The sequence below is a fragment of the Telluria sp. ZB4P36 genome, from assembly GCF_059685865.1.
The window spans coordinates 12,707-38,820 of sequence record NZ_JCASIE010000003.1 but is presented as its reverse complement, the minus strand read 5'-3'; the positions used below and the strand labels follow the sequence as shown (position 1 = coordinate 38,820).

21 protein-coding genes are annotated in these 26,114 nt (G+C 68.4%); 15 read left to right on the top strand and 6 right to left on the bottom strand.

All coding sequences use genetic code 11. From position 1 onward, the window contains the following. Window positions 1-2 precede the first annotated feature (2 nt). The 8 genes from AC56LK_RS05455 to AC56LK_RS05420 all read left to right on the top strand — a co-directional run bounded on the left by AC56LK_RS05455 (window position 3) and on the right by AC56LK_RS05420 (window position 9,307). On the top strand, window positions 3-95 hold the full coding sequence (locus AC56LK_RS05455) for a potassium ABC transporter ATPase (protein ID WP_497183559.1): 93 nt from the start codon (window positions 3-5) through the stop codon (window positions 93-95). Beyond that, the gene (kdpF, locus tag AC56LK_RS05450) at window positions 92-181 is read left to right on the top strand and encodes a K(+)-transporting ATPase subunit F (RefSeq protein ID WP_497183558.1); all 90 of its coding nucleotides are present in this window, start codon (window positions 92-94) and stop codon (window positions 179-181) included. Before AC56LK_RS05455 ends, kdpF begins: the two co-directional genes overlap by 4 nt. Next, complete coding sequence (gene kdpA, locus AC56LK_RS05445; RefSeq protein ID WP_497183557.1) at window positions 182-1,924, top strand: potassium-transporting ATPase subunit KdpA; 1,743 nt, start codon at window positions 182-184, stop codon at window positions 1,922-1,924. Between the two features lie 17 nt (window positions 1,925-1,941). Further along, on the top strand, window positions 1,942-4,035 hold the full coding sequence (gene kdpB, locus AC56LK_RS05440; protein ID WP_497183556.1) for a potassium-transporting ATPase subunit KdpB: 2,094 nt from the start codon (window positions 1,942-1,944) through the stop codon (window positions 4,033-4,035). Window positions 4,036-4,044: 9 nt separating this feature from the next. After that, a complete protein-coding gene (gene kdpC / locus AC56LK_RS05435; RefSeq protein WP_497183555.1) occupies window positions 4,045-4,629 on the top strand; it encodes a potassium-transporting ATPase subunit KdpC in 585 nt (194 codons plus the stop codon). Window positions 4,630-4,632: 3 nt separating this feature from the next. After that, window positions 4,633-7,347 carry a DUF4118 domain-containing protein gene (locus AC56LK_RS05430; protein ID WP_497183554.1) on the top strand — a complete coding sequence of 905 codons (2,715 nt, stop codon included), beginning with the start codon at window positions 4,633-4,635 and terminating at the stop codon, window positions 7,345-7,347. Further along, a complete protein-coding gene (gene kdpE, locus AC56LK_RS05425; RefSeq protein ID WP_497183553.1) occupies window positions 7,344-8,039 on the top strand; it encodes a two-component system response regulator KdpE in 696 nt (231 codons plus the stop codon). The genes AC56LK_RS05430 and kdpE overlap by 4 nt, the downstream gene beginning before the upstream one ends. A 110-nt stretch (window positions 8,040-8,149) precedes the next feature. Then, window positions 8,150-9,307 (top strand): sensor histidine kinase, encoded by a 1,158-nt coding sequence (locus AC56LK_RS05420; protein WP_497183552.1) that lies wholly within the window; start codon window positions 8,150-8,152, stop codon window positions 9,305-9,307. Window positions 9,308-9,314: 7 nt separating this feature from the next. On the opposite strand, the gene AC56LK_RS05415 is transcribed toward AC56LK_RS05420, so the two are convergent. Beyond that, window positions 9,315-9,713 carry a putative quinol monooxygenase gene (locus AC56LK_RS05415; RefSeq protein WP_497183551.1) on the bottom strand — a complete coding sequence of 133 codons (399 nt, stop codon included), beginning with the start codon at window positions 9,711-9,713 and terminating at the stop codon, window positions 9,315-9,317. Between the two features lie 137 nt (window positions 9,714-9,850). On the opposite strand from AC56LK_RS05415, the gene AC56LK_RS05410 reads away from it, so the two are divergent. Continuing rightward, window positions 9,851-11,485 carry a M28 family peptidase gene (locus AC56LK_RS05410; RefSeq protein ID WP_497183550.1) on the top strand — a complete coding sequence of 545 codons (1,635 nt, stop codon included), beginning with the start codon at window positions 9,851-9,853 and terminating at the stop codon, window positions 11,483-11,485. Here AC56LK_RS05410 and AC56LK_RS05405 read toward each other — a convergent pair. From AC56LK_RS05405 to AC56LK_RS05395, 3 genes are all read right to left on the bottom strand, one after another. After that, window positions 11,475-14,048, bottom strand: coding sequence for a hybrid sensor histidine kinase/response regulator (locus AC56LK_RS05405; protein ID WP_497183549.1), 2,574 nt, complete (start codon window positions 14,046-14,048; stop codon window positions 11,475-11,477). The genes AC56LK_RS05410 and AC56LK_RS05405 overlap by 11 nt on opposite strands. Window positions 14,049-14,125: 77 nt before the next feature. Beyond that, window positions 14,126-14,539: an urease accessory protein UreE gene (locus tag AC56LK_RS05400; RefSeq protein ID WP_497183548.1), complete on the bottom strand. Its 414-nt coding sequence runs from the start codon at window positions 14,537-14,539 to the stop codon at window positions 14,126-14,128. Window positions 14,540-14,550: 11 nt separating this feature from the next. Beyond that, on the bottom strand, window positions 14,551-15,081 hold the full coding sequence (locus AC56LK_RS05395; RefSeq protein ID WP_497183547.1) for a GNAT family N-acetyltransferase: 531 nt from the start codon (window positions 15,079-15,081) through the stop codon (window positions 14,551-14,553). Between the two features lie 212 nt (window positions 15,082-15,293). On the opposite strand from AC56LK_RS05395, the gene AC56LK_RS05390 reads away from it, so the two are divergent. Together AC56LK_RS05390 and AC56LK_RS05385 are read left to right on the top strand one after the other, a co-directional pair. Next, the gene (locus AC56LK_RS05390; RefSeq protein ID WP_497183546.1) at window positions 15,294-15,773 is read left to right on the top strand and encodes a chemotaxis protein CheW; all 480 of its coding nucleotides are present in this window, start codon (window positions 15,294-15,296) and stop codon (window positions 15,771-15,773) included. A 49-nt stretch (window positions 15,774-15,822) separates the two neighbouring features. Further along, complete coding sequence (locus AC56LK_RS05385) at window positions 15,823-17,433, top strand: methyl-accepting chemotaxis protein (RefSeq protein ID WP_497183545.1); 1,611 nt, start codon at window positions 15,823-15,825, stop codon at window positions 17,431-17,433. Window positions 17,434-17,501: 68 nt separating this feature from the next. On the opposite strand, the gene AC56LK_RS05380 is transcribed toward AC56LK_RS05385, so the two are convergent. Next, window positions 17,502-18,524, bottom strand: a complete 1,023-nt coding sequence (locus AC56LK_RS05380) for a porin (protein ID WP_497183544.1) — start codon at window positions 18,522-18,524, stop codon at window positions 17,502-17,504. Between the two features lie 306 nt (window positions 18,525-18,830). Here AC56LK_RS05380 and AC56LK_RS05375 point away from each other — a divergent pair, with 306 nt between their 5' ends. Then, window positions 18,831-19,886 carry an aldose epimerase family protein gene (locus AC56LK_RS05375; RefSeq protein ID WP_497183543.1) on the top strand — a complete coding sequence of 352 codons (1,056 nt, stop codon included), beginning with the start codon at window positions 18,831-18,833 and terminating at the stop codon, window positions 19,884-19,886. Window positions 19,887-19,893: 7 nt separating this feature from the next. On the opposite strand, the gene AC56LK_RS05370 is transcribed toward AC56LK_RS05375, so the two are convergent. Then, window positions 19,894-21,264: a serine hydrolase domain-containing protein gene (locus AC56LK_RS05370; protein WP_497183542.1), complete on the bottom strand. Its 1,371-nt coding sequence runs from the start codon at window positions 21,262-21,264 to the stop codon at window positions 19,894-19,896. Window positions 21,265-21,353: 89 nt separating this feature from the next. Here AC56LK_RS05370 and AC56LK_RS05365 point away from each other — a divergent pair, with 89 nt between their 5' ends. The 3 genes from AC56LK_RS05365 to AC56LK_RS05355 all read left to right on the top strand — a co-directional run bounded on the left by AC56LK_RS05365 (window position 21,354) and on the right by AC56LK_RS05355 (window position 25,968). Next, complete coding sequence (locus AC56LK_RS05365) at window positions 21,354-22,343, top strand: GlxA family transcriptional regulator (RefSeq protein ID WP_497183541.1); 990 nt, start codon at window positions 21,354-21,356, stop codon at window positions 22,341-22,343. A gap of 156 nt (window positions 22,344-22,499) precedes the next feature. Then, the gene (locus AC56LK_RS05360; protein WP_497183540.1) at window positions 22,500-25,226 is read left to right on the top strand and encodes an ATP-binding protein; all 2,727 of its coding nucleotides are present in this window, start codon (window positions 22,500-22,502) and stop codon (window positions 25,224-25,226) included. 52 nt (window positions 25,227-25,278) lie between these two features. Continuing rightward, entirely contained in the window at window positions 25,279-25,968 is a 690-nt protein-coding gene (locus AC56LK_RS05355) for a fumarylacetoacetate hydrolase family protein (protein ID WP_497183539.1), read from the top strand. The last annotated feature ends 146 nt before the right edge of the window (window positions 25,969-26,114 follow it).

The following is a 26,114-nucleotide window of genomic DNA, read 5'->3' as shown; positions in this document are numbered from 1 at the left end:
GTATGGACTTCCTTTTCATCGGCGCCTTCGCGCTGTTCTTCGCGCTGACCTGGCTGCTGCTTGCCGGTTGCCACCGCCTGGGACGCAAGCAATGAACACCTTTTACCTGGTAGGCGGCGCCCTTGCCGCCGGATTGCTGGTCTACCTGCTGGTGGCCCTGTTCAAGGCGGAGGACCTGTAGATGTTCTCCGACTTCCTGCCGCTCCTGGCGGCCTTCCTGCTGGTCCTGCTGCTGCTCGGCTATCCACTGGGCCTGTACATGGCGCGCGTCGCCGACAGCGCTGCCGTTCCCGGCATGCGCTGGATGAGCAAGGTCGAATCGCTGTTCTACCGGGCCGCCGGCGATGGCTGCACCGGAGCACAGGGCTGGAAAATCTATGCCTTGTCCCTGCTCGCCTTCAATGCCGTCGGTGCGATTGCAGTCTATTTCCTGCAGCGCATACAGGCATGGTTGCCGCTCAATCCCGAGGGCATGTCGAATGTCAGCGCCGACTCGTCCTTCAACACCGCCGTCAGCTTCGTCAGCAACACCAACTGGCAGGGCTACAGTGGCGAGCAGACCATGAGCATCCTGACCCAGATGGTGGCGCTGGCCGGCCAGAACTTCTTCTCGGCCGCCACCGGCATTGCCGTCGCCTTCGCCCTGATCCGCGGTTTCGCTGCGCGCTCGAGTGAGTCGATCGGCAACTTCTGGATCGACATGACCCGCGCCACCCTGTACGTGCTGCTGCCGCTGTCCATCGTGTTCGCGGTCTTCTTCGCCAGCCAGGGCGTGGTGCAGAATTTCTCCTCCCACGTCGACGCCCAGGTGCTGGATCCGGCCGGCTACGCGCTGCCTGGCAGCCAACAGGCGGCCGTCGCCGTCACCCAGACGATTCCGATGGGACCGGTCGCCTCGCAGGAAGCCATCAAGCTGCTGGGCACCAATGGCGGCGGCTACTTCAACGCCAACTCGGCGCATCCCTTCGAGAACCCCAACGCGCTGTCGAACTTCGTGCAGATGCTGGCCATCTTCCTGATCCCGTCAGGCCTGTGCTTCACCTTCGGGCGCATGGTCGGCGACATGCGCCAGGGCTGGACGGTGCTGGCGACCATGAGCGTGATCTTCGTCGCCGCCGCCACGCTCGCCTTTGCGGCCGAGCAGCAGGCCGGCCCGCTTCTGGCCAGCCTCGGCGTCGACGCATCCGCGGGCAATATGGAAGGCAAGGAGACCCGCTTCGGCATCGCCGCCTCGAGCCTGTTCGCGGCCGTCACCACCGCGGCCTCCTGCGGCGCGGTGAACGCCATGCACGATTCCTTCATGCCCCTTGGAGGCATGGTGCCGATGGTGTTGATGCAGCTGGGCGAAGTGATCTTCGGCGGCGTCGGCTCGGGCCTGTACGGCATGCTGGTATTCGCGATCCTGGCCGTGTTCATCGCCGGCCTGATGATCGGACGCACGCCGGAATACCTGGGCAAGAAGATCGGCGCCTACGAGATGAAGATGGCCTCGCTGGTCATCCTGGTCACGCCCTGCCTGGTCCTGCTGGGGACCGCCATCGCCGTTGTCGCGGACGCCGGCAAGGCCGGTATCGCCAACCCGGGCGCGCACGGTTTCTCCGAGATCCTGTACGCCCTGAGCTCGGCCGCCAACAACAACGGCAGCGCCTTCGCCGGCCTGTCCGCCAACACGCCGTTCTACAACGGTTTGCTGGCGGTGGCGATGTGGTTCGGCCGCTTCGGCGTGATCGTCCCGGTACTGGCGATCGCCGGCTCGCTCGCCGCGCGCCAGCGCCTGGCCGCCAACGCCGGCACCATGCCGACCCACGGACCGATGTTCGTCGGGCTCCTGGCAGGCGTGGTCCTGCTGGTGGGCGTCCTCAATTATGTGCCGGCGCTCGCCCTGGGCCCGGTGGTCGAGCATCTTCAATTGTTTGCGAAGTGATCATGGATACACCTGTCATGGAAAATAGCCTTCCCCAGGGCCTGCCCGCAGGCCGGGCCCTGACCCTGTTCGATTCGAACTTGCTCGGTCCGGCCATCGCCGACTCCTTCCGCAAGCTGCATCCGCGGACGCAGCTGCGCAGCCCGGTCATGTTCGTCGTCTACGCCGGCAGCATCCTGACCACGCTGCTCGCGTTCCAGGCCTTGGGCGCGGAAGGCGAAGCACCGGTCGGCTTCATCGCCGCCACCGCCGCCTGGCTGTGGTTCACGGTACTGTTCGCCAACTTCGCCGAAGCCCTGGCCGAAGGCCGCAGCAAGGCCCAGGCGGCCTCGCTGCGCAGCCTGAAGCAGACCGTCATGGCGAAGAAGCTGCCGTCGCCACATCACGGCGTTTCCTGGTATCCGGTCAGGTCGGAAGAGCTGCGCAAGGGCATGCACTTCCTGGTCGAGGCGGGCGACGTGGTTCCCATGGACGGCGAAGTGCTGGAAGGTGTGGCCTCGGTCGACGAAAGCGCCATCACCGGCGAATCCGCGCCGGTGATCCGCGAGTCGGGCGGCGACTTCAGCGCCGTCACCGGCGGCACTCGGGTGCTGAGCGACTGGCTGGTGGTGCGCGTCACCGCCGACCCGGGTGAAACCTTCCTTGACCGTATGATCGGCATGGTCGAAGGCGCCTCGCGCAAGAAGACCCCGAACGAAATCGCGCTCACCATCCTGCTGGTGGCGCTGACCATCGTGTTCCTGGTGGTGACCGTCACGCTGCTGCCGTTCTCGCTGTTCTCGGTGGAAGCCGCGGGCGGCGGCCGGCCGGTAACGATCACCGCCCTGGTGGCGCTGCTGGTATGCCTGATCCCGACCACCATCGGCGGCCTGCTGTCGGCCATCGGCGTGGCCGGCATGAGCCGCATGATGGGGGCCAAGGTCATCGCCACCTCCGGCCGTGCGGTCGAGGCGGCGGGCGACGTCGACGTGCTCCTGATGGACAAGACCGGCACCATCACCTTCGGCAACCGCCAGGCCGCGGCCTTCCTGCCGGCGCCTGGCGTTACGGAACAGGAACTGGCCGACGTGGCGCAACTGGCTTCGCTGGCCGACGAGACCCCGGAAGGGCGCAGCATCGCGGTACTGGCCAAGAGCCGCTTCAACATCCGCGAACGCGCGATGGAAAGCTTGCACGCCAGCTTCGTGCCGTTCAGCGCCCAGACCCGCATGAGCGGCGCCGACATCGGCGGGCGCCAGCTCCGCAAGGGCGCGGCCAGCGCGATTCGCGCCCACGTCGAAACGCTCGGCCAGCCGTATCCGGCTGAGGTGGGGGCGATCGCCGAGGCGGCGGCGCGCCGCGGCAGCACCCCGCTGGTGGTGGCCGACGGCGCCCGCGTGATGGGAGTGGTCGAGCTCAAGGACGTGGTCAAGGGCGGCATCCGCGAGCGCTTCGCCGAGCTGCGCAGCATGGGCGTCAAGACGGTCATGATCACCGGCGACAACAAGCTGACCGCCGCCGCCATCGCGGCAGAGGCCGGCGTGGACGACTTCGTGGCCGAGGCAACGCCGGAAGACAAGCTGGATCTGATCCGGCGCTACCAGGCCGAGGGCAAGCTGGTCGCGATGACCGGCGACGGCACCAACGACGCCCCGGCGCTGGCCCAGGCCGACGTCGCGGTGGCGATGGCCTCGGGCACCCAGGCCGCCAAGGAAGCCGGCAACATGGTCGACCTGGATTCGAACCCGACCAAGCTGCTCGAGATCGTCGAGATCGGCAAGCAGATGCTGATGACCCGAGGGGCGCTCACCACCTTCTCGATCGCCAACGACATCGCCAAGTATTTCGCGATCGTGCCGGCCGCCTTTGTCGATACCTATCCGGCCCTGGAAGCGCTCGACATCATGCGTCTGGCCAGCCCGGCCTCGGCGATCATGTCGGCGCTGATCTTCAACGCCCTGATCATCGTGTTCCTGATCCCGCTGGCCCTGAAGGGCGTGCGCTACCGTGCGATCGGGGCGGCCAGCCTGCTGCGCCGGAACATGCTGGTGTATGGCCTGGGCGGCATCCTGCTGCCGTTCGCCGGCATCAAGCTGATCGACATGGCGCTGTCCGCGCTGAATCTTGTTTGAGGAACCATCATGCAATCCATTCTCCGACCCGCGCTGGTGCTGTTCGCCGCGCTTACCCTGGTCTGCGGCCTCGCCTATCCGCTCCTTGTCACGGGCATCGCCCAGGCCGCTTTTCCGGAGCAGGCCAACGGCAGCCTGGTGAAGCAGGGCGAGCGGGTAGTCGGCTCGCGCCTGATCGGCCAGCATTTCAGCGCCCCGCAATACTTCTGGGGAAGGCCCTCGGCCACCGGCCCGATGCCGAACAACGGCGGCGGTTCGTCCGGCTCGAACCAGGGGCCGCTCAATCCGGCCCTGCATGATGCCGTCAAGGCGCGCGCCCAGGCGCTGCGCGCCGCCGACCCAGGCAACCGGACTCCTGTGCCGGCCGACCTGGTCGGCGCCTCGGCCAGCGGCCTCGATCCCGAGATCAGCCTGGCCGGCGCCCGCTGGCAGGCGGGGCGCGTCGCAAAGGCGCGCGGTCTCGCGCCGCGCCGGGTCGAGGAGCTGATCGATGCGCATGCCGAGGGCAGCGTGCTGGGCTTGTTCGGCGAGCCGCGCGTGAACGTGCTGGCGCTGAACCTGGCACTGGACGCGCAATCCATGCATACTCGCTGAACGATGCCCCAGAACGACTCCCCCCGCCGCGACCCCGATGCCCTGCTGGCGCAGTTGCGCGCGCAGGAGCGCAATGCCGCGCGCGGCAGGCTGCGCATCTATTTCGGCGCCTCGGCCGGCGTGGGCAAGACCTATGCCATGCTGCAAGAGGCGCGCCGCCTGCAGGACGAGGGGAGAAGTCCGCTGGTGGGCGTGGTCGAGACCCATGGGCGCGAGGAGACTGCGCGCCTCCTCGATGGCCTCGAGATGCTGCCGCGCCGCCAGGTCGAGCACCGCGGGGTGCGGATCGGCGAGTTCGACCTCGATGCGGCCCTGGCCAGGAAACCCTCGGTCATCCTGGTCGACGAACTGGCGCACTCGAACGCACCGGGCTCGCGCCACCCCAAGCGCTGGCAGGACGTCGTGGAACTGCTGGACGCCGGCATCGACGTGCTCACCACCGTCAACGTGCAGCACCTGGAAAGCCTGAACGACGTGGTCGGCGGCATCGCAGGCGTCCGGGTGGCGGAAACCGTGCCGGACAGCGTATTCGACGAAGCAGCCGAGGTGGTGATGGTCGACCTGCCGGCCGACGCGCTGCTGGCGCGCCTCAAGGCGGGCAAGGTCTACCAGCCGGCCCAGGCCGAGCGGGCCGCAGGCAACTTCTTCAGGAAGGGCAATCTGATCGCGCTGCGCGAGCTGGCCCTGCGGCGCACCGCCGACCGGGTCGAGGACGACGTGCGTGCCTGGCGCGTCGAGCAGTCGGTCGATACCATCTGGAAGACCGGGGCCGGGCTCCTGGTATGCGTCGGGCCGGATGCCGGGGCCGAGCACCTGGTGCGCAGCGGCGCGCGCATGGCCTCGCAGCTTGGCACCGCCTGGCACGCCCTGTATGTCGAGACGCCGGCGCTCGCTCGCATGCCCGCAGCGGCGCGCGAGCGCATGCTGGCCGCGCTCAAGCTGGCGCAGGACCTCGGTGCCGAGACCTCGACCGTGGCGGATGCCGACGTGGCGCAGGCCGCGATCCGTTACGCCCACAGCCATAACCTGTCGAAGCTCGCGCTCGGCCGTTCGCGCGCGCGCTGGCCCTGGCAGCGCCGCCTGGCGCGCCGCCTGGCACGGCTGGCGCCCGGGGTCGACCTGATCGAGGTCGGCGCTCCCGCGGTCCAGCTGCCTGTCCCGCCGCACCGGATGGCGGCCGCGCAAGACGGCCCGTCAGGCAAGCTGCATCCGCTGCCGCACCTGATCGCGGCCGGCGCAAGCCTGCTCACGGCGGCGCTTGCCGCACCACTGCTGGCGCGGCTCGACCTGGCCAACATCGCGATGCTGTTCCTGCTGGTGGTGGTGCTGGTGGCGGTGCGCTTCGGCCGCGCGCCCGCCGTCACCGCGACCTGCGTCGGCGTCGCCTGCTTCGATTTCTTCTTCGTGCCGCCGCGCTTCGCCTTTGCGGTGTCCGACTTCCAGTACCTGATCACGTTCGCCGTCATGCTGGCGGTGGGCCTGATCACGGGCCATCTCACCGCCGGCCTGCGTTTCCAGGCGCGGGTTGCCGCCCAGCGCGAGCAGCGCGTGCGCGCACTGTACGAGTTCGCGCGCGACCTCTCCGGCGTACTGGTCGCGGACCAGGTGGTCGAGGCCACCCAGGAGCTCATCCGCAGCTCGTTCGGCGCCCGCTCCGTCCTGCTCGCGCCGGATGCCCGGGACAGGCTGGCCGTGCCCGAGACGGCGCTGCCCGGCCTCGACGCCGGCATCGCCCAATGGTCCTTCGACCATGCGCAAAGCGCGGGTCTCGGCACCGACACGCTGCCGGCCAGCCCGGTGTTCTACCTGCCGCTGGTCGCGCCGATGCGCACGCGCGGCGTGCTCGCGATCGAACCGGACGCCGGGCGCTGGATCCTCGTCCCCGAACAGCGCCGCCAGCTCGATGCCCTGGCCGCGCTGGCGGCGATCGCGCTCGAACGCGTCCACTACGTCGAGGTCGCCCAGTCGGCATTGGTCAGCATGGAATCGGAGCGCTTGCGCAATTCGCTGTTGTCGGCGCTGTCGCACGACCTGCGCACGCCCCTGACGTCGCTGGTGGGGCTGTCCGAATCGCTGCTGCGCGGCGATCCGCCGCTGGCGGACCAGCCATACGGGCTGGCCCAGGCCCTGCATGAAGAAGCGCTGCGCATGAGCACCCTGGTGACCAACCTGCTCGACATGGCGCGCATCGAGAGCGGCCAGGTGCATTTCAACCTCGACTGGCAGGCACTGGAAGACGTGGTCGGCGCCGCGCTGCGTGCCAGCGGCGCGGCACTGCGCCGCCACCATGTGTCGGTACGCCTGCCGCACGTGCTGCCGCTGCTGCGTTTCGACGCCGTGCTGGTCGAACGCGTACTGTGCAACCTTCTCGAGAATGCCGCAAAATACACGCCGGCAGGCGCGCGCATCGAGGTGTCGGCCGCGATGCGTGGCGACATGGTGGACGTCATGGTCCATGACAACGGCCCGGGCCTGAAACCCGGCAGCGAAGAACGGGTCTTCGACAAGTTCATGCGCGGCGAGCGCGAATCGGCGCTTCCCGGCGCGGGCCTGGGACTGGCCATCTGCCGCGCCATCGTCGAAGCGCACGGCGGCAGTATCCGCGCCTGCGCTTCGCCGCTGGGCGGCGCCGGCTTCGTGTTCTCGCTGCCGGCAGGAAGTCCGCCCGACACGCCCGAACCCGAGTTGGCCGAAGGCCCTGATGGAAGCGAGGAATGAACGACAAACCCAACGCGCTGCTGATCGAGGACGAACCCCAGATCCGCCGTTTCGTGCGTGCCGCGCTGGAGCAGGAGGGCTGGCAGGTGCACGAGGCAAACAGCATGGCGCGCGGCCTGATCGACGCCGGCACCCGCCGTCCCGACATGGTGGTGCTCGACCTTGGTCTGCCGGACGGCGACGGCATCGACTTCATCCACGACCTGCGCAAATGGTCGGCGGTGCCGGTCATCGTGCTCTCGGCCCGTTCGATGGAAAGCGAAAAGATCCGCGCGCTCGACGCCGGGGCCGACGACTATCTTACCAAGCCTTTCGGCACCGGCGAACTGCTGGCACGGGTGCGCGCCACGCTGCGGCGCCAGCGCCAGCCCGCCACGCGCGAGGACGGCAGCGTGCGCTTCGGCAGCGTCGCCGTCTATCCCCATGACCGCAGCGTCACCCGCGACGGTCAGCATGTGCACCTGACCCCGACCGAATACCGGCTGCTGTCGGTCCTGGTCGGCAATGCCGGCCGGGTCGTGACCAACCCGCAGCTGCTGCGCGCCGTCTGGGGGCCGGGCCATGCGGAAAGCGGCCATTACCTGCGCATCTACATGGGGCACCTGCGCCACAAGCTGGAAGACGACCCGGCCCAGCCGCGTTACCTGCTGACCGAGACCGGCGTGGGCTACCGCCTCTGGCTCGGCCAGTAGCGAGAGGCCGCGAAATCCATTCTTGCGCCGCCTGTAAACACGGTCGTGTAGACTGCAATCACGTACTTATTTGACAACGCGACCGCAGTTTCTGAAGCACTGGGCCGAGCATGAGCGCAAACCTGACCGGACACTTGTCCCCGGATGATCCCGGGCTGTCGCCCGTCACGCGGTCGATGGTGGCCCTGCGCGGGCCGATCGTGGAGGCCTGGATGGCCGAGGTGCGCAGCACCGTGGCGCAGGCAAGGGAACTCCCTGTGCCCATCCTCGAAAACACGGTGCCGGCCTATTTCGACACCCTGGCGGCGCTGCTGACGCCGGGCTATTCGGCGCGCCTCGTCACCGACCTCGGCGCCGTGGCCAGCGAGCATGGCGGCGAGCGCGCCCGCATGACGCTGTACGATGCCACCGCCGTCATCCACGAACTGCAGATCTTCCGCGACGTGCTGCTGCGCGAACTGGCACGCCATGGCGTCACGCTCGAAGAAGCCCAGCGCGCCACCGTGTATGCCCATGTGGACGCGACCATCCGCGAAAGTGCGAATGCCTTCACCGTAGTGCAGGCGGCCTTGCGCGAGCAGTACGTCGCCACGATGGCGCACGACCTGCGTACTCCCTTGTCCACCGCCCAGATGGCGGCCGAGATGATCAACCACACCTCGAACGATCCGAATGCGCGCCGCTTCGCCGAGAAGATCGTGGCCAGCACCCAGCGCATCGACGGCATGACACGCGAACTGCTCGACCGTATCGCCTTCAGCAAGACCGGGCCGGTGCGGCTCCAGATCGAACGCATCGACCTGGCGGCATTGGTGCGCGACATCGTCCGGTCGGCCGAAGTCCTGCATCCGATCGAACTGGCGCTCGAAGCCGATCCCGTGGAAGGCTGGTGGTGCCATGAGGCAGTCCAGCGCGCCATCGAAAACCTGGTCAACAATGCGATCAAGTACGGCGCACGCGAACCGGCGATCCGGCTGACCGTGTCGACCACGGTCGAGCGGGTGCAGGTGATGGTGCATAACCAGGGCCCGGCGATCGCCCCGGAAGACAGCGAGAGCATCTTCCAGCTCTACCGCCGCGCCGGCAGCCAGGGCCTTGGCGACAGCCAGGGCGAGGGCTGGGGCCTGGGCCTGCCTTACGTGCGGCGCGTGGCCGAGGCGCACGGCGGCAGCGTGCTGATGTCCAGCTCCGTCGAGGACGGCACCGTATTCGTGATCGACCTGCCGACCGATGCGCGGCCCTTTGCCGGGGCGCCCACCGCCGCCTGAGGAAGGCTCAGGCCGAGCGCTTCGACATCGTGCCGTGCCCGCCCACCGGCTCGGTCTCGAAGCGCTCGCCGAAGCCGGCGATCAGCGGCCGGCCCCTGGCGATGGCGGCCTGCACCGACGGCAGCGACAGCGAGGCCCTGTGGCTGGCCTGGTCGATCCAGGTTTCCGTGATCCAGAGCGCGTCGGCATCCAGCTTGTCCTTGGCGATGCCGTAGCTCAGGCACCCCGGCATCGCCGCCGTGCCTTCCAGCAGGATGGCGATGAGGGCGTCGCGCTGGCCCGGCTGGGCGCGCATTTTTCCGATCAGTCCGTACATGGGGGTGCTTTCCTTCCTGTCTGGGGCGGCCTGGACGGCCAGGGGCAGGGCGGCCAGTGCGGCGACGGCGGTGCGGCGTGTGATGGTCATTGGCTGGTCCCTGTTAAATGGAAAACAAGTATAGGCGCACGGGGCAGGCCGCTGCAACGGGAAGCGCACGGTGTCTGTATCACAGCCCAACCATGCCGGGTTAAGATGGCGCTTTGCCAAGCCCAATGGATATTCCGATGCGCCTTTCCCGCCTTGCCCTCGCCGCCGCCTTCACCCTGCCGGCAAGCGTCTCCGCCCAGCAGGCGCCCACTGTGTCCGAACCCGTCCTGCGCGGCCACCTGGCCTTCCTCGCCGACGACCTGTTCGAGGGACGCGGCACCGGCCAGCGCGGCGGCGACCTCGCGGTGCGCTATCTCGAAACCCAGGCCGCGATCATCGGCCTGAAGCCCGCCTATCCCGCGAACAAGGAGGGCGGCTACCGCCAGAAGGTCGAGATCGAAGGCACGAAACTGCTGCCGGGCAGCGCGGTCAGCTTCCAGGCCGGCGGCAAGCACTTCAGCCCGGAAATCGGCAAGGGCATCGTGTTCGGCACCGCCAGCGGGCGCACCCAGCTCGCTTTCGATGCGCCGCTGCTGTTCGTCGGCTACGGCGTGGTGGCGCCCGAGGAGCAATGGGACGACTACAAGGGCGTCGACGTGAAGGGCAAGATCCTGGTCATGATGGTCAACGATCCCCAGCCCACCGCGCAGGAACCGCAGCGCTTCGCCGGCAAGGCCTACACCTGGTACGGGCGCTGGCTGTACAAGTTCGAGGAAGCGGTGCGCAAGGGCGCCGCCGGCGCGCTGCTGATCCACACGCTGCCTTCGTCCTCGTATCCATGGAGCGTGCCGGCCAACGGCTTCTCGCACGAGCGCTTCCACCTGGCAGGCCCCGGCAATCCGATCGAAGGCTGGCTGCACGAGGACACCGCGCGTGCACTGTTCGCGGCCGGCGGCTTCGACCTCGACGCCTTGCGCGCCCAGGCCGAGCGGCGCGACTTCCGCCCGGTGGACCTGAAGATCGGGGCCAAGGTCGAGCTGAAGTCGGCCATCCGCACCGTCGAGCAGTACAACGTGGTCGGCATCGTGCCGGGCACCGACCCGAAGCTGAAGGCGCAGGCGGTGGTGTACTCCTCGCACTGGGACCACATGGGCATCGACGAAGCCGCGCAGCCGGGGAAGACCGACCGCATCTACAACGGCGCCATCGACAATGCCTCCGGCACCGCCGCGCTGCTGGCGATGGCGGCCGAAGCCGTCAGGAAGCCGGCGCGCCGCACCCAGGTCTTCCTGTGGCCGGCCGCCGAGGAGCAGGGCCTGCTGGGCAGCGCCGCCTACGTGAAGAATCCCGTGGTGCCGCTGGCGCAGACCGCCGCCGACCTGAATCTCGACAGCCTGAACTTCGTCGGCCGGACCAGGGATATCGGCGTGCCGGGCGCCGAGCGCAGCACCCTGTACGACACCGCCGCCCAGGTGGCCAAGGGCATGGGCCTGAAGCTGGCGCCCACCATACCCGACCTGTCGGGCGCCTATTTCCGCGCCGACCATTTCAACTTCGCCAAGGCGGGCGTGCCGGCCTTTAACGTGGGTTCGGCCGTGTTCTCGGGCGACGGCCATTTCGAGTTCGCCCACGACCATACGGCGTCGAGCGGGAAGATGGTGGGCTTCAAGAAGGACTACCACCAGGTGAGCGACGAGTACCGCGCGGACTGGGACTTGTCGGGCATGGTGCAGCAGGCCCAGTTCACGCTGAACCTGGGCTACGCGGTGGCCAACGCGCCCGCCATGCCGGCCTGGAAGAAGGGCGAGCCCTTCGGCAGCGTCAAGCGCTAGCGCATGTGCCGGCCGCGTCGGCCACGATCTTGTCCAGGCTCGCCATGTCCACCGGCTTGACCAGGTGGTGGTCGAAGCCGGCGGCGGCGCTGTTGCGGCGGTCCTGTTCCTGGCCGTAGCCGGTCACCGCGACCAGGGTCGCGCCGGCGCTGGCCGGATGGCGGCGCAGGCGGCGTGCCAGTTCGTAGCCGTCCATCTCCGGCAGCCCGATGTCGAGCAGACAGAGGTCCGGGGCAAAAGCGGCCGCCTGCGCCAGCGCCTCGTGCGAATCGTGCTCCACCCGCACCTCGTGGCCCTGCGCCGCCACTACCATGGCCAGCATCCGGGCCGCGTCGACGTTGTCATCCACTACCAGCACTTTCAGGTGCCCGCCCGCCGCGGCCTTGTCGCCTGAAGCGCCGGCGTCGGTGCTGCGTTCGACGCAGCGCGGCAGGCGCACCGTGAAGGTGGTTCCCATGCCCTGGCCGCCGCTGGCCACGTGCACGCTGCCGCCGTGCAGCTCGACCAGGCTGCGCACCAGCGCCAGGCCGATGCCCAGGCCGCCGAGCGAGCGGTCCGGCGTACGTTGTCCCTGCACGAACATGTCGAAGGCCCGTTCCAGTTCGTCCGCCAGCATGCCGATGCCGTTGTCGCGCACCTCCACCAGCACCGCTTCACCAGCGGCCGTCACGGAAACCTCGATCCGGCCGCCGCGCCCGGTGAACTTGGCCGCGTTGTGCAGCAGGTTGCCCACCACCTGCACCAGGCGCTTGCGGTCGCCCAGCACGAAGCAGGGCTGCGGCAATACAGCCACTTCCAGCTGGTGTTCCTTGTCGCGCACCAGTGCCTGCACCTGTTCGATGGCCTCCAGCACGACGCCATTGATGTCGGTGCGTTCCTTGCTCAGGACCACCAGGCCGCGCGTGACGCGCGAGACGTCGAGCAGGTCGTCCACCAGCCCGGCCATGTGGCGCACCTGGCGCGTGATGATGGCGCTGACCTGCCTGATGCGCGCCGGGTCGAGTCCCTCCTGGCCGAGGAGCTGGGCGCCGGAGGAGATCGGCGCCAGCGGGTTGCGCAGCTCATGCGCCAGCATCGCCAGGAATTCGTTCTTGCGCTGGTCGGCCTGGCGCAGGGCTTCCTCGGCGCGCACGCGTTCGCTGATGTCCTGCATCGTGCCGCGCAGCGCCACCACACGGCCATCCGCTCCATGCACGCTCTCGCAGCGGTAGTCGAGCCAGATGCGGTGGCCGTCGGCGTGGACCGCGTGCAGCTGCAGCTTGCCGCTGCCGCCCACGCGCACCAGTTCCGAGGTCAAACGCTGCACCTGCAGCCACGACTCGTCGAGCAGCACGCTGCCGCGCTGCTGCGCGAAAGGCGGCAGCGTGCGCCCGAAGATGTGCGGCACCGAATCGGAAACTTCGATTTCTTCGCTGTCCAGGCTCCAGTGCCAGGTGCCGAAGCGCGCCAGGATGTGGGTCTCGCGCAGCGCCGACTCCTTGGCCGCCAGCTGGCGCGCACGCTCCGCCAGCAGGGCGGCGGCGTCGCCGATGGCGGCCGCCACGTCGGCGGCCTCGCGCACGTGCACTTCGGTGAAGGGCGGCGGGGTTTCTCCCCTGCCGAGCGCCAGCGCCTGGCCCGACAGCGCCTGCACCGAGCGTGCCAGGCGCCCGCCGATCAGCCATGCCAGGCACAGGCCGATCGCGAACAGCAGCACGGCGACGCCCGCCATGAGGGCGAGCTGTCCCATCAGTTCCGTGAGCAGGCTGGCGCGCGGGATGCCGATCGCGACGCCCCAGCCGCTGTGGGAAGAGCGCGCGAAGGAAGTCAGCAGCGGTACGCCCTCGCGCGAGCGCGAATCGATGGTGCCCTCCTGGCGGCTGGCGGCGGCGGCGCGCAGCAGCGGGTTGACCGGCTGGCCGACCGAGCGGTCGCGGTTCATGTTGCGGTAGAAGATGATCCCGTTGCGGTCGAACAGGGAAGCCACCGCGCCCTCCGGCACCAATTGCGGGCTCAGGAGACCGTCGAAATGTTCGGTCCGCATGCGGACGCTCAGGACGTAGCGGATCTCGCCGCCCACGCGCACCGGCACGTCCACGCTGGTGGTCGGGCGCCGGCTCAGCGCGCCCTGGAACACGTCCGATACCGATGGCCGGCCGCTGGCGAACACCCGCGCCAGCTGCGGCGACGGATCGAGCGGCAGCGGCGCGCCGTAGGCGGCCGCGGTGTTGAGGAGCTGCTGCCCGCTGCGGTCGCGCAGCACCACGTTCATGCGCCCGCCGGCGAGCGCCAGGGCTTCGCGCGCCTGGCGGTGCACGCGTGCGAAGTCGCCCGCCTCGAGCGCGTCGATGGTGGACAGGGTCTGGGCGATCGACTGGGCCTGGCGCAGCTTGTTGTCGGTGCTTTGCACCAGCGCGCGCACGGTCTGCAGGGTGTTCTTCTCGAACTGGGTGCGCGCCTTCTGGTACTGGTGGACGAACAGGATCGATGCGCCGAGGGCGCCGGGCAGCAGGGTCGCCAGCACCAGCCAGAACAGGTAGGCGCGCAGGGGCCGGCGGACGATGGAGGAAGAGCTGTCGGGCACGTTGGGGTGGTGGTCACGGGAACGGCATGATTCTACGTGACATTGCGGCAACGCAGCGATTCGGGCGTGTGCCGCGCTCAGCGGGCAGTATCCGGTTCGAAGGGCGCCAGCTCGTCGTCGACGCTCACGCCCAGCCCATGGATGGCCGGGCGCAGGGCGGGTACGGCGCGGATCCGCAATCCCCACCGGCAGACCTGGGCCTGGATCCGGCACTGCTCGAGGTAGAGTGCGCAGCGCGCCAGGGTCGGCGCATCCCGACAGCGCAGGGCATAGGTCGGCTCGGGGGCGGCGAGGATGCGCACCACGCGGCCATCCTCGTCGCGCAGCAGGTCGCCGTGGTGCAGAGGAGTCCCGCAAGACATGTTCAGCGCCACGGCTTCGCCCGAGGCCAGCATCGCCTGCAGGCGCGCGCCCGCCCGCCGCTCCCAGGGCAGCGCCAGCACGCCGTGCACGCGCGTGGCGTGGTCGATGCGGTTGGTCAGGGTCAGCATGGCGTTCCGGGTCAGCGGCGTGCGCGCGGGAACAGCGTCTTGTACCAGATCGCGGTAGGACGCCAGTGGCCGTTCGGGCTGCAGGCGTAATCCGGCAACTCGCCGACGCGCGTGAAGCCCGCCTTGCCGTACAACTGCTCGGCGCCGGAGCCGGCCTCGGTATCCAGGAACAGCAGGCCGCGGCGCAGGCCCAGCGCCTCCACTTCGGCCGCCTGCAGCAGGGCGGTGCCGACGCCGCGCCGCCGCATCGTGCAGTGCACCAGCATCTTTTGCAGCTCGGCGCGGTTGCTGCCGTTCGGTTTCTGGCACAGCTCGAGCTGCACGGCGCCGACCAGCACGCCATTGCGTTCGGCCACCAGCAGCACCCGGCTGCCGGCAGCGACATCCCGTTCGACGCCGCTCCAGTAGGCGTCGAGCTGTTCGTCATCGAGTCCGGCCAGGAAACCAAGCGAAAAGCCATCGGCCACCGCGTCGAGCAGCAGGGTTGCCAACTGGGTGCGCACTTCGCGCATGGCGCGCGCGTCGAGTCGTCGGATGATCATGCGGGCCTTCCTGTCGAATGCGGTGTCATGCATCACTGCAGTGCAGAAAGCGTGCCAGGCCCGGCAGCGTTGCATGCATGCCATACGGCGCACCGTTTTGGAAAAAAAATCCCCAGTTTTGTCATTCCTCTATCGAGTTCGCACTGGAATGGACGTAATGTATCTTGCGTTCCGGCAATTACGGTCGGACTAATTGAACAGAAAGCAAGAAGATGGACTCTCAGAACACGACCCAAGACAAGGAAGTGCTCTCTTTCCGGCTGGCGAAGGAAGAGTATGCAATCAGCATCCTGAAGGTGCAGGAAATCCGCGGCTATGAAGAGCCGACCTTGCTGCCGAGCGCGCCGGCCTGCATCAAGGGCATCATGAACCTGCGCGGCTCGATCGTCCCGATCGTCGACATGCGCATCCTGTTCGATCTCGGCGAGCCGGTCTACGACCAGTTCACCGTCGTCATCGTCCTGAACATCAAGAACCACGTGATCGGCATGGTGGTGGACAGTGTCTCGGACGTCGTCACCCTGAGCGAAGACCAGATGCGCCCTGCGCCCGAAATGGGCTCGAGCGCCGATGGCGACTACATCACCGGCCTGGGTACCGTGGGCGAGCGCATGCTGATCGTGCTCGACATCGACCAGCTGATGAGCTCGGAGAAGCTCGGTCTGATCAACGGCGTGCAGAAAGCCGCATAAACCCATGAACTACGGCCGGCGGGACGTCGGCAATATAAGGAAAATCACCATGAACTTCGCTAACTTGAACATCGGCAAGCGCCTCGGCCTCGGCTTCGGCACCATCTGCCTCATGCTCGTCTGCATGATCGGCACGAGCAATATGATGCTGGGCCGAATCAACAGCGGCACCGACGAAATCGTCAACAACCGCATGCCGCGCATCGAAACGACGGGCCGCCTGCTCGGCGAAATCGACAGCGTCGCCATCGCACTGCGCAATATCATGCTCATCGAGGAGCGCGGAGAGCGCCAGAAGCAGGTCGAGGTGGTCCTTGCCTCGCGCAAGGAAATCGACCGCATCCTGGCCGAGCTGGACAAGACCCTGCAGCATCCGAAAGCACGCGATCTGCTGGCGCAGAAGGTGAAGCATGCCAGCCTCTATGTGCAGGGCCAGGAAAAGCTCATCGGTCTGGTCAACCAGGGCCTGCTCGAAGAAGCGCGCCAGTACCTGATCGAAGACCTGCGTCCGCTGCTGGTGGACCTGAAGAAGGCGGTGCGCGAGCAGGCCGCGCTGCAGAAGACGATCGCCATGGAAAAGGCCGGGGAGGCGCAGCGCACCTACGACAACACCGTTCGCCTGATGTGGGCCCTGGGCGCGGCGGCCCTGGCGCTGGGGGCCGCCGTGGCATGGTGGATCACCCGTTCGATCACGGTCCCGGTGCAGCGCGCGCTGGAAGTGGCGAACACCGTCGCCGCGGGCGACCTGACCAGCCGCATCGAAGTCACGACCCGCGACGAAGCCGGTCGGCTGCTGCAGGCGCTCAAGACCATGAACGAGAACCTGGCGCGCACCGTCGGCACCGTGCGCAGCGGCACCGACACCATCGCCGTGGCCGCCTCGGAAGTGGCGGCCGGCAGCCAGGACCTGTCCGCGCGCACCGAACAGCAGGCCGGCTCGCTGGAAGAAACCGCCTCCTCGATGGAAGAGCTGACCTCGACCGTCAAGCAGAACGCCGACAACGCCCGCCAGGCCAACGTGCTGGCGGAAGCGGCCTCGCAGGTGGCGCAGCGCGGCGGCGCCGTGATCGGCCAGGTGGTCGGCACCATGTCCGACATCGATGCGTCGTCCGGCAAGATCAGCGACATCATCGGCGTCATCGACGGCATCGCCTTCCAGACCAACATCCTCGCACTGAATGCAGCCGTGGAAGCGGCGCGGGCGGGCGAACAGGGCCGCGGCTTCGCGGTGGTGGCGAGCGAGGTGCGCAACCTGGCCCAGCGATCGGCGGCGGCGGCCAAGGAAATCAAGGGCCTGATCCACGACTCGTCCGAGAAGGTCGCCAGCGGCAGCAAGCTGGTGGCCGAAGCCGGCGCCACCATGCAGGAGATCGTCGACAGCGTGCGCCGCGTGACCGACATCATGGGCGAGATTACCTCGGCCAGCCAGGAGCAGACGGCAGGCATCGAGCAGATCAACCAGGCCGTGGTGGAGATGGACCACGTGACGCAGCAGAACGCGGCGCTGGTGGAAGAGGCGGCCGCTGCGGCGGAAGCGATGAAGGAACAGGCGGCCAAGCTGAATGCGGCGATGGCGGTATTCCGCATCGGCGCCGCCGAAGCGGCAGCGCCGGAAGCGGTGCGCGCGCCGCAGCCGGCGTTCAGGGCACTGGCGGCCTGACGTTTTCAAGGCGCGAAAAAAAACGGCAAGCCCAGAGGGCTTGCCGTTTTGCTTCTGGGGCGTCGTTCTTAGAACGAGTGACGCACACCCACGTTGAACACCGACGGATCGGCGCCGAGCGCGGTGACCGGCGGGGCGAAGGTGCCGCCAGCGGAAGCCACGCCGAACACGCCGAGACGGTTGTTGCGCAGGCGTGCGTAGCTGCTGTACAGGTTGGTGCGCTTGGACAGGGTGTAGCTGTAGGCCAGCGAGAAGCCGTTGCCCTTGGCGCCGGATTCCAGCTTCTGCTGGTGCACCGAGGCGTAGAACTTGTTCGGGCCGACGGTGTACACGCCACCGACGGTGGTGTACTTGTACTCGTTGTTGTTGCCGGTCGGATCGGCTTCCAGGTAGGCCGCGCGCAGGTCGAAGGCGCCCACGGTGAAGCCGGCACCCAGTGCGTACTCCTTGTTGTCGCCGGTGGCCAGGGCCTCGGTCTGCTGGTAGCCGGCGCCCAGGTACAGCGGGCCGTTCTTGTATTCGGCTGCGACGCCGACCAGGTCGCCCGACGGGTTGTCGGTCTGGCGCTCGCCGGCGCTGTAGGCGGCCAGCACGGTGAAGCCGCTGATCGGGTCGCTCTTGTAGTTGACCGAGTTCGACAGGCGGCGGGTCAGGCGGTTGGTGCCGAAGCTGGTGAGGGTCGAACCGTAGAAGCCGTGGCCGAGCGGGTCGGCCGACTGGGCCACCGCGGCGATCGGACCGTATTCGCGGCCGATGGTGATGGTACCGAAGGCGCCCTGCAGGCCGACGACGGCGCGGCGCTGGAAGGTGCCGGCGGCATCCTGGGCACCGCTGTCGAGCGCGACACCGGCTTCGATGTTGAACAGTGCTTTCAGGCCGTTGCCCAGGTCTTCGGTGCCGCGAAAACCGATGCGGCTGGTGGACTGGGTGCCCGAGCTGATCACGGTGCGGCTGTCCTCGCCCGGAGCGTCGGTGTCTTCGATGCCGACCGATGCATCGGCAATGCCGTAGATCTGGACGCTGGTCTGCGCATGGGCGGCTGCCAGCGGCAGGAGGGATAAAAGGGCGATGGCCAAGCTCTTCTTTTTCATTGGGGTGATCTCCGGTGGTTGAATGGGGTTTCCGAACGCCGTTCTCGTTGTCAGTAGACAGAAACGCACAGTTGCATAAAAGCTTAAGTTACCAGTGCAATCAAAATCATGCCACGATTCCTTAGCTCTTTGCTTATTCGGTTTCCGAGAAGCATGTCTGCGTGGCCAAAAAGCCGCACGAGCCAACGCAAACTAAGTGGTTCTACTTAGTCATGTGTTGTAAATAGGTAACGGATTCGCCGGGGCGGTCCCGCCGGCACGCATGTTAGGATCGGCCCATTCACCCAATACGGAGACGACGACAACGTGCGCACCGGTATCACGCAAGCGCCCTTCGGCCACGGCCCGGACGGCCAGACCATCACCCAGTTCACCCTCACCAATGCGAACGGCATGGTGGCCAGGATCATCGACTTCGGCGGCATCATCACCGAGCTGCATGCGCCGGACCGCGAAGGCCGGCTGGCCGACGTCGTGCTGGGCTTCGACACGCTCGCACCCTACGCAGGGGACAGCCCGTATTTCGGCGCCCTGATCGGGCGCTACGGCAACCGCATCGCCGAGGGCAGGTTCACGCTCGACGGCCAGGAGTTCAGCCTGCCGGTCAACAACGGCAACAACCACCTGCACGGCGGCGCGCCCGGCTTCGACAAAGTGAAGTGGAGCGCCACGGTGGAAGGCGACAGCCTGCTCCTGTCCTACGCCAGCCGCGACGGCGAGCAGGGCTACCCGGGCAATCTGGAGGTGACCGTCATCTACGCGCTCACCGACGACAACGAGCTGGTGGTGCGCTTCCATGCCGTGACCGACCAGGCCACCCCGGTGAACCTGACCCAGCACAGCTACTTCAACCTGGCCGGCAGCGGCGACATCCTCGGGCACCTGTTGACGATCGATGCCGATGCCTTCGTCGCCATCGACGCCGCCTCGATCCCGACCGGGGCGCTGGCGCCGGTGGAGGGCACGCCCTTCGACTTCCGTGCTCCGCGCCCGATCGGCGCGCGCATCGGCGAGGACGACACCCAGCTGCGCAACGGCCAGGGCTATGACCACTGCTTCGCGCTCAACAAGCCGCAGGGGAAGGCCATGACGCGCGCCGCCCACGTGCTGGAACCGCGCTCGGGCAGGGTGCTGGAATTGTTCACCGAAGAGCCGGGCGTGCAGTTCTACAGCGGGAACTTCCTCGACGGTACGCTGGCGGGCAAGGGCCAGGCCTTTGCCCACCGCAGCGGCTTCTGCCTGGAGCCGCAGCACTTCCCGGATTCGCCCAACCAGCTGCAGTTCCCGAACGTGATCCTGCGCCCGGGCGAGGTGTACCAGACCGAATCGCGCTTCCGCTTCTCGACCGACCGCCAGGCCTGATGCCCGTTTACTCGAGCGAGATCCCCAGCCGCTCGATCAGGCCGTCGCTGCCCTGGTGCAGCGCCACCAGCAAGGTTTCGTTCTCGAACAGGAAGCGGTAGCGCGCCTGCTTGCCGCCTCCCTCGCTGCCGCGGGCCAGCAGCTCGACCGAACGCAAGGCGCCGAAGTCGCGGAACTCGGCGGCGAGCTGGGTCACCCAGCGTTGTGTGAAGCGCCCGCGTTCGGCGTCCGACAGGCCCGTGGGTACCTGGCCGGCAAGGAGCTGGCCGACCGCCGCGCGGGCACGGGCGGTGCTGGCCGGATCGCGGTCGGCGATGGCCGGCGGCCGCACCGGCGCCAGCGCGGGGAGGTAGTGCGCCGCCACCAGGTCGGCGATCTTTCCCTGGCGCGCGGCGGCCGAATTCGCCAGGACGATCACGCTGAGGCGGTCGTCGGGGTAGCGCGTCATGACGGACTTGAATCCTTGCCAGGCGCCGCCGTGCATCACCGTGCGGTGGCCGGCTTGGGTGCCCAGGTACCATCCGTAGCCGTACGGTCCCTTGCTGCCATCTGCAAGCCGCGGCGGCGTCCAGCTGGCCTGTTTCATGCGGGCGTCGAGGATCGTGTCGCCCTCGAGCGCCATGTCCCAGCGCGCCAGGTCGCGCGCGCTCAGGTGGATGGTGCCGTCGGCGGTCCGGTTCAGGCTGGGCGCCACCCAGCGCTGGTTCTGCAGCTTGCCGTCGATGCGCTCGTAGCCCGCGGCGCGTCCGGGAACGATATCCGCTTCGCTGATCACGCCCGCCTTCATGCCCAGCGGCGCGAAGATGCGCTCTTTCAGCTGCTCGCCGAAGAACTTGCCGCCGACCCGAGTGCAGATGAAGCCGAGCAGGTGATAGCCCGCGTTGCTGTAGGCGAAGCGCTCGCCGGGCGCGAACAGCAGCGGCATCGATGCTTCCAGCGCGACCAGCTCTTCGTCCGTGTAATCCTTGCGCAGGTCGATCCTGGTGTAGGGATCGCCCAGGCCGGAGGTGTGGGTGAGCAGGTGGCGGATCGTGATGCCGGCCCATGCGGGCGGCGTGTTGTCCAGGTAGCGCGAGACCGGGTCGTCGAGCTTCAGCTTGCCCTCCTTCTCGAGCAGCAGCACCAGGGCCGCGGTGAAGGTCTTGCCCACCGAGGCCGACTGGAACACGGTATCCGGCGTCACCGGCACGCCGTGCTCCACGCTGGCCAGGCCATAGCTTCCCTCGCGCACGATCCTGCCGTCCTTGACCACCACCAGCGCCAGGCCCGGCACCCCGCGCCGCTGCATCTCGCGCCGGATAGCATCGTCGAGGGCATCGGCGCGGACGGTGCCGGCGAACAGGCCCGCCAGCAGGGCGAGCGGAATCGAAAAGCGCATCGTGAAACCTCCGAATGGTTGAAAGCGGCCCGCATTGTAAGTGCCGGTTCGTTGACATTCCTGCCAATCCTCGTGGAATATCTGCCACGATGAACATTCCACCCGATCCGCATGCCGGCGCCGTCGACATCTGGCTGCTGGTATTCCCGAACTTCATGCTGCTGGATGCGACCGGTCCGATCCAGGTCTTTTCCACGGCCAACGACGAAGCCCGCGATGCCGGACGCGCGCCGCCTTACCGCATCCACCTGCTGGCCGCCGGCGGCGGCCAGGTGGCCTCGTCGTCCGGTGTCAGCGTCGTGTGCGAGCCCTTGCCCGCCGCGCCGCCGCCCGGGGGCACCGTCATCGTCGCGGGCGGCAGGCTCGCCGACCTGCCGGCCCCCGGGAGCGCCGCACTGGACTGGGTCAGGCAGGCCGACGCGTCGACCGCGCGCACCTGCGGGGTGTGCACCGGCGCCTTCGTGCTGGCGCGCGCGGGCCTGGTCGAAGGCCGCCGTGTCGCCACCCACTGGCAGGAAGTGCCCGACCTGCGGGAACAGCATCCGGACCTGCTGGTCCAGGACGATGCGATCACCGTCAGGGACGGCAAATTCCACACCTCCGCCGGCATCAGCGCGGGCATGGACCTGGCGCTGGACCTGGTCGAGGAAGACCTGGGCCGTGCGGCGGCCCTGGCGGCGGCACGGCGGCTGGTGCTGTTTCGCAAGCGCCCCGGCGGCCAGCGCCAGTTCAGCTCAGGTGCCCAGAATCCTGCGCAGGAGGGCGGGATCTGCGCCATGCTCACGGACTGGCTGCGTCCGCGCCTGCAGCACGAGACCGGCATCGAGGCCATGGCCGCCGCCTGCGCGCTGTCGGTGCGGACCCTGCACCGGCGGCTGCGCCGGGAAGCCGGCACCACGCCCGCGCAGCTGCTGGCGCGCCTGCGGATGGAAGCCGCCTGCCGCCTGCTCGAGATGCCGGGCATGACGGTCAAGCGGGCCGCGCGCGACAGCGGCTACGGCACCGAATACAACCTGCGCCGCGCCTTCAGCGCCCAGCTGGGCGTCCTGCCGAGCGAGTACCAGGCACGCTTCGCCTGAGGCTTATTGACAATGTATTAAGGAAACGTATCGGGCGCGGCTCGTCCGGATAGCTCGCTATAATTCGCCGATTAATTGACGGCGACACAACAAACACGGCGACAGGGTTCCCATCCCTGCGACCGGACGCCGCGGAATCGAACTGGGGCTATCCTGATGAGCAACGAAAGCAGTCTCTCCCTTTTTCCGGAAGGCGGCGCGACGCTGCCCGGCCAGGCCATCGAGCGTCCTTGGCCAGTCTTCCCTACCGTGAAACCCGACAGTTGGCCCGAAGGCATGCAAGCCATCGCCGACCTGATCCTCGCGTCGCATTTTCCGATGGCCATCGCCTGGGGCCCGGAACTGCGGCTGTTCTATAACGACGCGTATGCCGAGCTTCTCGGCGACCGGCACCCGGCGGCCATGGGCCAGCCTTTCCCGCTGGTGCGCCCGGAGCTGTGGCCGCGGTTGCAGCCCCATGTCATGGACGCGCTGGCCGGTCGGCCGGCGTATTTCGAGAATGCGCTGACCGATTTCCAGCGCAACGGCAAGCTGGAGCGGCGCTATTTTTCGGCCTCGATCACGCCGGTGCGCCATGACGGCGCGGTGATCGGCGTGTACTTCGTCCTGTCCGACTGCACCTCGCGGGTGCTGGCCGAGCACCGCCACGCCTTCCACCTGAAGCTGAGCGATACGCTGCGCGGCCTGGTGGATGCCGTGCACGTGATGGAAGCGGCCAGCCGCCTGACCGGCGAATACCTCGGCGTGGGCCGGGTCGGCTACGGCGAGATCGATGCGGCGGGGCGGATGGTCAGCGTGGAGCGCGACTGGACCGACGGCAGCATCGCCAGCCTGGCCGGCGAATCGCGCGAACTCGACAGCTTCGGGCCCGCCATCATCGGGCCGCTGCGCACCGGATGCACGCTGGTCCTCGACGACATCGCCCTCGACGCGCGCGCGGCGCCGTATGCGGCCGCCTATGCCGGCATCGGCGCGCGTTCGATGGTGATCGTGCCGCTGATCGAGGAAGGGCGCCTGGCGGCGATCTTCTACCTGCACGAGCAGCGCCCGCGCCACTGGAGCGAGCAGGAAGTCGCGCTGGCCGAGGACGTGGCGCGCCATACCCGCGAAGTGGTGCGGCGCGCGCGCGTCGAGGAATCGCTGCGCGACGAAAAGCGCGTCCTCGAGATGGTCAACCGCACCGGCCAGGCGCTGGCCTCGACGCTCGACCTGGGCACGCTGCTGCAGGCGATCACCGACGCCGGCACCGAGCTGGCGGGCGCGCGCTTCGGCGCCTTCTTCTACAGCGCCCACGACGAGCACGGGGAGCGGCTGCAGCTGTACACGCTGTCGGGCGCCTCGCGCGAGGACATGGAGCAGCTGGGCCAGCCGCGCGCCACCGACATCCTGCGTCCGACCTTCAATGGCGAAGCGCCGGTGCGCAGCGACGACATCACGCGCGACCTTCGTTACGCGGCGATGGGCGAGGGCATGCCGTCCGGCCACCTGGCGGTGCGCAGCTACCTCGCGGTGCCGGTGGTCTCGCGCTCCGGCGAAGTGCTGGGCGGGCTGTTCTTCGGCCACCCGGAGCCCGCCATGTTCACCGAACGCACCGAGCGCATCATCGCCGGCGTGGCGGCGCAGGCGGCCATCGCGATGGACAACGCGCGCCTGTACGACGTGGCGCAGAAATCCGCGCAGGAACGCGACGCGCTGCTGCAGAGCGAGCGCGCGGCGCGCGTGCAGGCCGAGCGCCTGAGCCACACCAAGGATGAATTCCTGGCGATGCTGGCGCACGAGCTGCGTAACCCACTGGCCCCGATCAGCAGTTCGGCCAGCCTCCTGTCGATGCAGTTCAAGGACGAGCCGCGCATCTGCCAGACCAGCACCATCATCAGCCGCCAGGTGCGCCACATGAGCCGCCTGATCGACGACCTGCTCGACGTCTCGCGCGTCACGCGCGGCCTCGTCAAGCTCAAGCTGGGCGTGGTCGATTTCCGCGACATCGTCTCCGGCGCGCTCGACCAGGCGCGCCCCCTGATCGCCGAGAAGGGCCACGCGGTGGAACTGGCGCTGCCCCCCGGCCCGGTGTACGTGCGCGGCGACCAGACCCGCCTGGTGCAGAGCGTGGCCAACATCCTCAACAATGCGGCCAAGTACACGCCCAAGGCGGGACGCATCGCACTGGCGCTCGACGCGGGCGAGGAACGGATGCGCCTCACGGTCAGCGACAACGGTTCCGGCATGCCGCCCGAGCTGCTGCCGAACGTGTTCGACCTGTTCACGCAGGGCGCGCGCACGCTGGCACGTTCGCAGGGCGGACTGGGACTCGGCCTGACCCTGGTCAAGCGCCTGGTCGAACTGCACCAGGGCGAAGTCGGCGCGCACAGCGAGGGCGTCGGCAGGGGCAGCAGCTTCACGCTCTCGCTGCCCTGCGTCGAGGCGGCACCCGACACCGGCAGTGGCGGCGCGCCGCTGCAGGAACAGGGCCTGCGCCTGGAGCGTCCGCTGCGCCTGGTCCTGGTCGACGACAATGCCGACGCCGCCGACAGCCTGTCCACGCTGCTGGGCGTGCAGGGCTACAGCACGGCGGTCGAATACGACGCGCGTTCGGCCCTGCGCCGCGCCCGCGCCGAACGGCCGGACGCCATGCTGGTCGACATCGGCCTGCCCGACATCGACGGCTACCACCTGGCCGAGCAGCTGCGCGCGATGCCGGAGATGCGCGACACGGTGCTGGTGGCGATCACCGGCTATGGCCAGGCCAGGGACCGCGAGCGCGCCATCGAGGCCGGCTTCGCCCACCACCTGGTCAAGCCGGTCGACATGACGGCGCTGGTACGCATCCTCGAGTCGGTGGGCGCCGCCGCGGCGCGTGCCCAGGCGCCTGCCGCTACCGCCTGACGCCGCGCGCGGACACGGTTATCATGGGCGTCCCGTCCATGAAAGGATCAGCATGTCCAGTTACGTCATCCCCGCACCGGCCCAGCCTTCGCTGGCCGTCGCCGGAAGCAGCGAACGCTTCCCGGTCCGCCGCGTGTTCTGCGTCGGCCGTAACTACGGCGCCCATGCGCGCGAGATGGGCAGCGACCCGAACCGCGAGCCGCCGTTCTTCTTCACCAAGCCGGCCGACGCCGTGGTGCCGGCCAGCGGCACGCTGCCTTACCCGCCCGCCACCCAGGACCTGCACCACGAGGTCGAGCTGGTGGTGGCGCTGGGCGCCGGCGGCGCCGACATCGATCCGGCCGACGCGATGGCGCTGGTGTGGGGCTATGGCGTGGGCCTGGACCTGACGCGGCGCGACCTGCAGGCCGTGGCCAAGGACGCCGGCCGGCCATGGGACATGGCCAAGGGCTTCGATGCCTCGGCGCCCTGCAGCCCGCTGATTCCGGCCACGACTCTCGGCCACCCGCGGGATGCCCGCATCTGGCTCGAAGTGAACGGTGAACTGCGCCAGCAGGGCAATCTGAACGAGATGATCTGGCCGATCGCCGACGTGATCAGCCTCCTGTCGCGCCTCGTCAGGCTGGCGCCGGGGGACCTGATCTATACCGGCACGCCGGCCGGCGTCGGGGCGCTCGAGCCGGGCGACCGGGTGCGGGGTGGTGTCGATGGAGTGACCGAGTTTGCATTGTCCATCGCGTAGATACCGTCCGCGCGTTCAACCAGCCAGCGAATAGCCGCGCAACTATTCAAGGTTTAGCTGAACGCGCGGGCGGGCCCGGTCAGCGCATCCCGAAAGCCCCATGGTAGTCGAAAACTGGTAGGCTATTCCCATCAATACAAGGAGCG

Excerpts from the sequence above, each read along its gene's own strand:
- AC56LK_RS05390 (WP_497183546.1), top strand. The coding sequence starts at position 15,294 with ATGGACTCTCAGAACACGACCCAAGACAAGGAAGTGCTCTCTTTCCGG.
- kdpC (WP_497183555.1), top strand. The coding sequence starts at position 4,045 with ATGCAATCCATTCTCCGACCCGCGCTGGTGCTGTTCGCCGCGCTTACC.
- AC56LK_RS05455 (WP_497183559.1), top strand. The coding sequence starts at position 3 with ATGGACTTCCTTTTCATCGGCGCCTTCGCGCTGTTCTTCGCGCTGACC.
- AC56LK_RS05355 (WP_497183539.1), top strand. The coding sequence starts at position 25,279 with ATGTCCAGTTACGTCATCCCCGCACCGGCCCAGCCTTCGCTGGCCGTC.
- AC56LK_RS05370 (WP_497183542.1), bottom strand. The coding sequence starts at position 21,264 with ATGCGCTTTTCGATTCCGCTCGCCCTGCTGGCGGGCCTGTTCGCCGGC.
- kdpE (WP_497183553.1), top strand. The coding sequence starts at position 7,344 with ATGAACGACAAACCCAACGCGCTGCTGATCGAGGACGAACCCCAGATC.
- kdpB (WP_497183556.1), top strand. The coding sequence starts at position 1,942 with ATGGAAAATAGCCTTCCCCAGGGCCTGCCCGCAGGCCGGGCCCTGACC.
- AC56LK_RS05415 (WP_497183551.1), bottom strand. The coding sequence starts at position 9,713 with ATGACCATCACACGCCGCACCGCCGTCGCCGCACTGGCCGCCCTGCCC.
- AC56LK_RS05420 (WP_497183552.1), top strand. The coding sequence starts at position 8,150 with ATGAGCGCAAACCTGACCGGACACTTGTCCCCGGATGATCCCGGGCTG.
- AC56LK_RS05395 (WP_497183547.1), bottom strand. The coding sequence starts at position 15,081 with ATGATCATCCGACGACTCGACGCGCGCGCCATGCGCGAAGTGCGCACC.
- AC56LK_RS05385 (WP_497183545.1), top strand. The coding sequence starts at position 15,823 with ATGAACTTCGCTAACTTGAACATCGGCAAGCGCCTCGGCCTCGGCTTC.
- AC56LK_RS05380 (WP_497183544.1), bottom strand. The coding sequence starts at position 18,524 with ATGAAAAAGAAGAGCTTGGCCATCGCCCTTTTATCCCTCCTGCCGCTG.
- AC56LK_RS05400 (WP_497183548.1), bottom strand. The coding sequence starts at position 14,539 with ATGCTGACCCTGACCAACCGCATCGACCACGCCACGCGCGTGCACGGC.
- AC56LK_RS05365 (WP_497183541.1), top strand. The coding sequence starts at position 21,354 with ATGAACATTCCACCCGATCCGCATGCCGGCGCCGTCGACATCTGGCTG.
- AC56LK_RS05410 (WP_497183550.1), top strand. The coding sequence starts at position 9,851 with ATGCGCCTTTCCCGCCTTGCCCTCGCCGCCGCCTTCACCCTGCCGGCA.
- kdpA (WP_497183557.1), top strand. The coding sequence starts at position 182 with ATGTTCTCCGACTTCCTGCCGCTCCTGGCGGCCTTCCTGCTGGTCCTG.
- AC56LK_RS05360 (WP_497183540.1), top strand. The coding sequence starts at position 22,500 with ATGAGCAACGAAAGCAGTCTCTCCCTTTTTCCGGAAGGCGGCGCGACG.
- AC56LK_RS05430 (WP_497183554.1), top strand. The coding sequence starts at position 4,633 with ATGCCCCAGAACGACTCCCCCCGCCGCGACCCCGATGCCCTGCTGGCG.
- kdpF (WP_497183558.1), top strand. The coding sequence starts at position 92 with ATGAACACCTTTTACCTGGTAGGCGGCGCCCTTGCCGCCGGATTGCTG.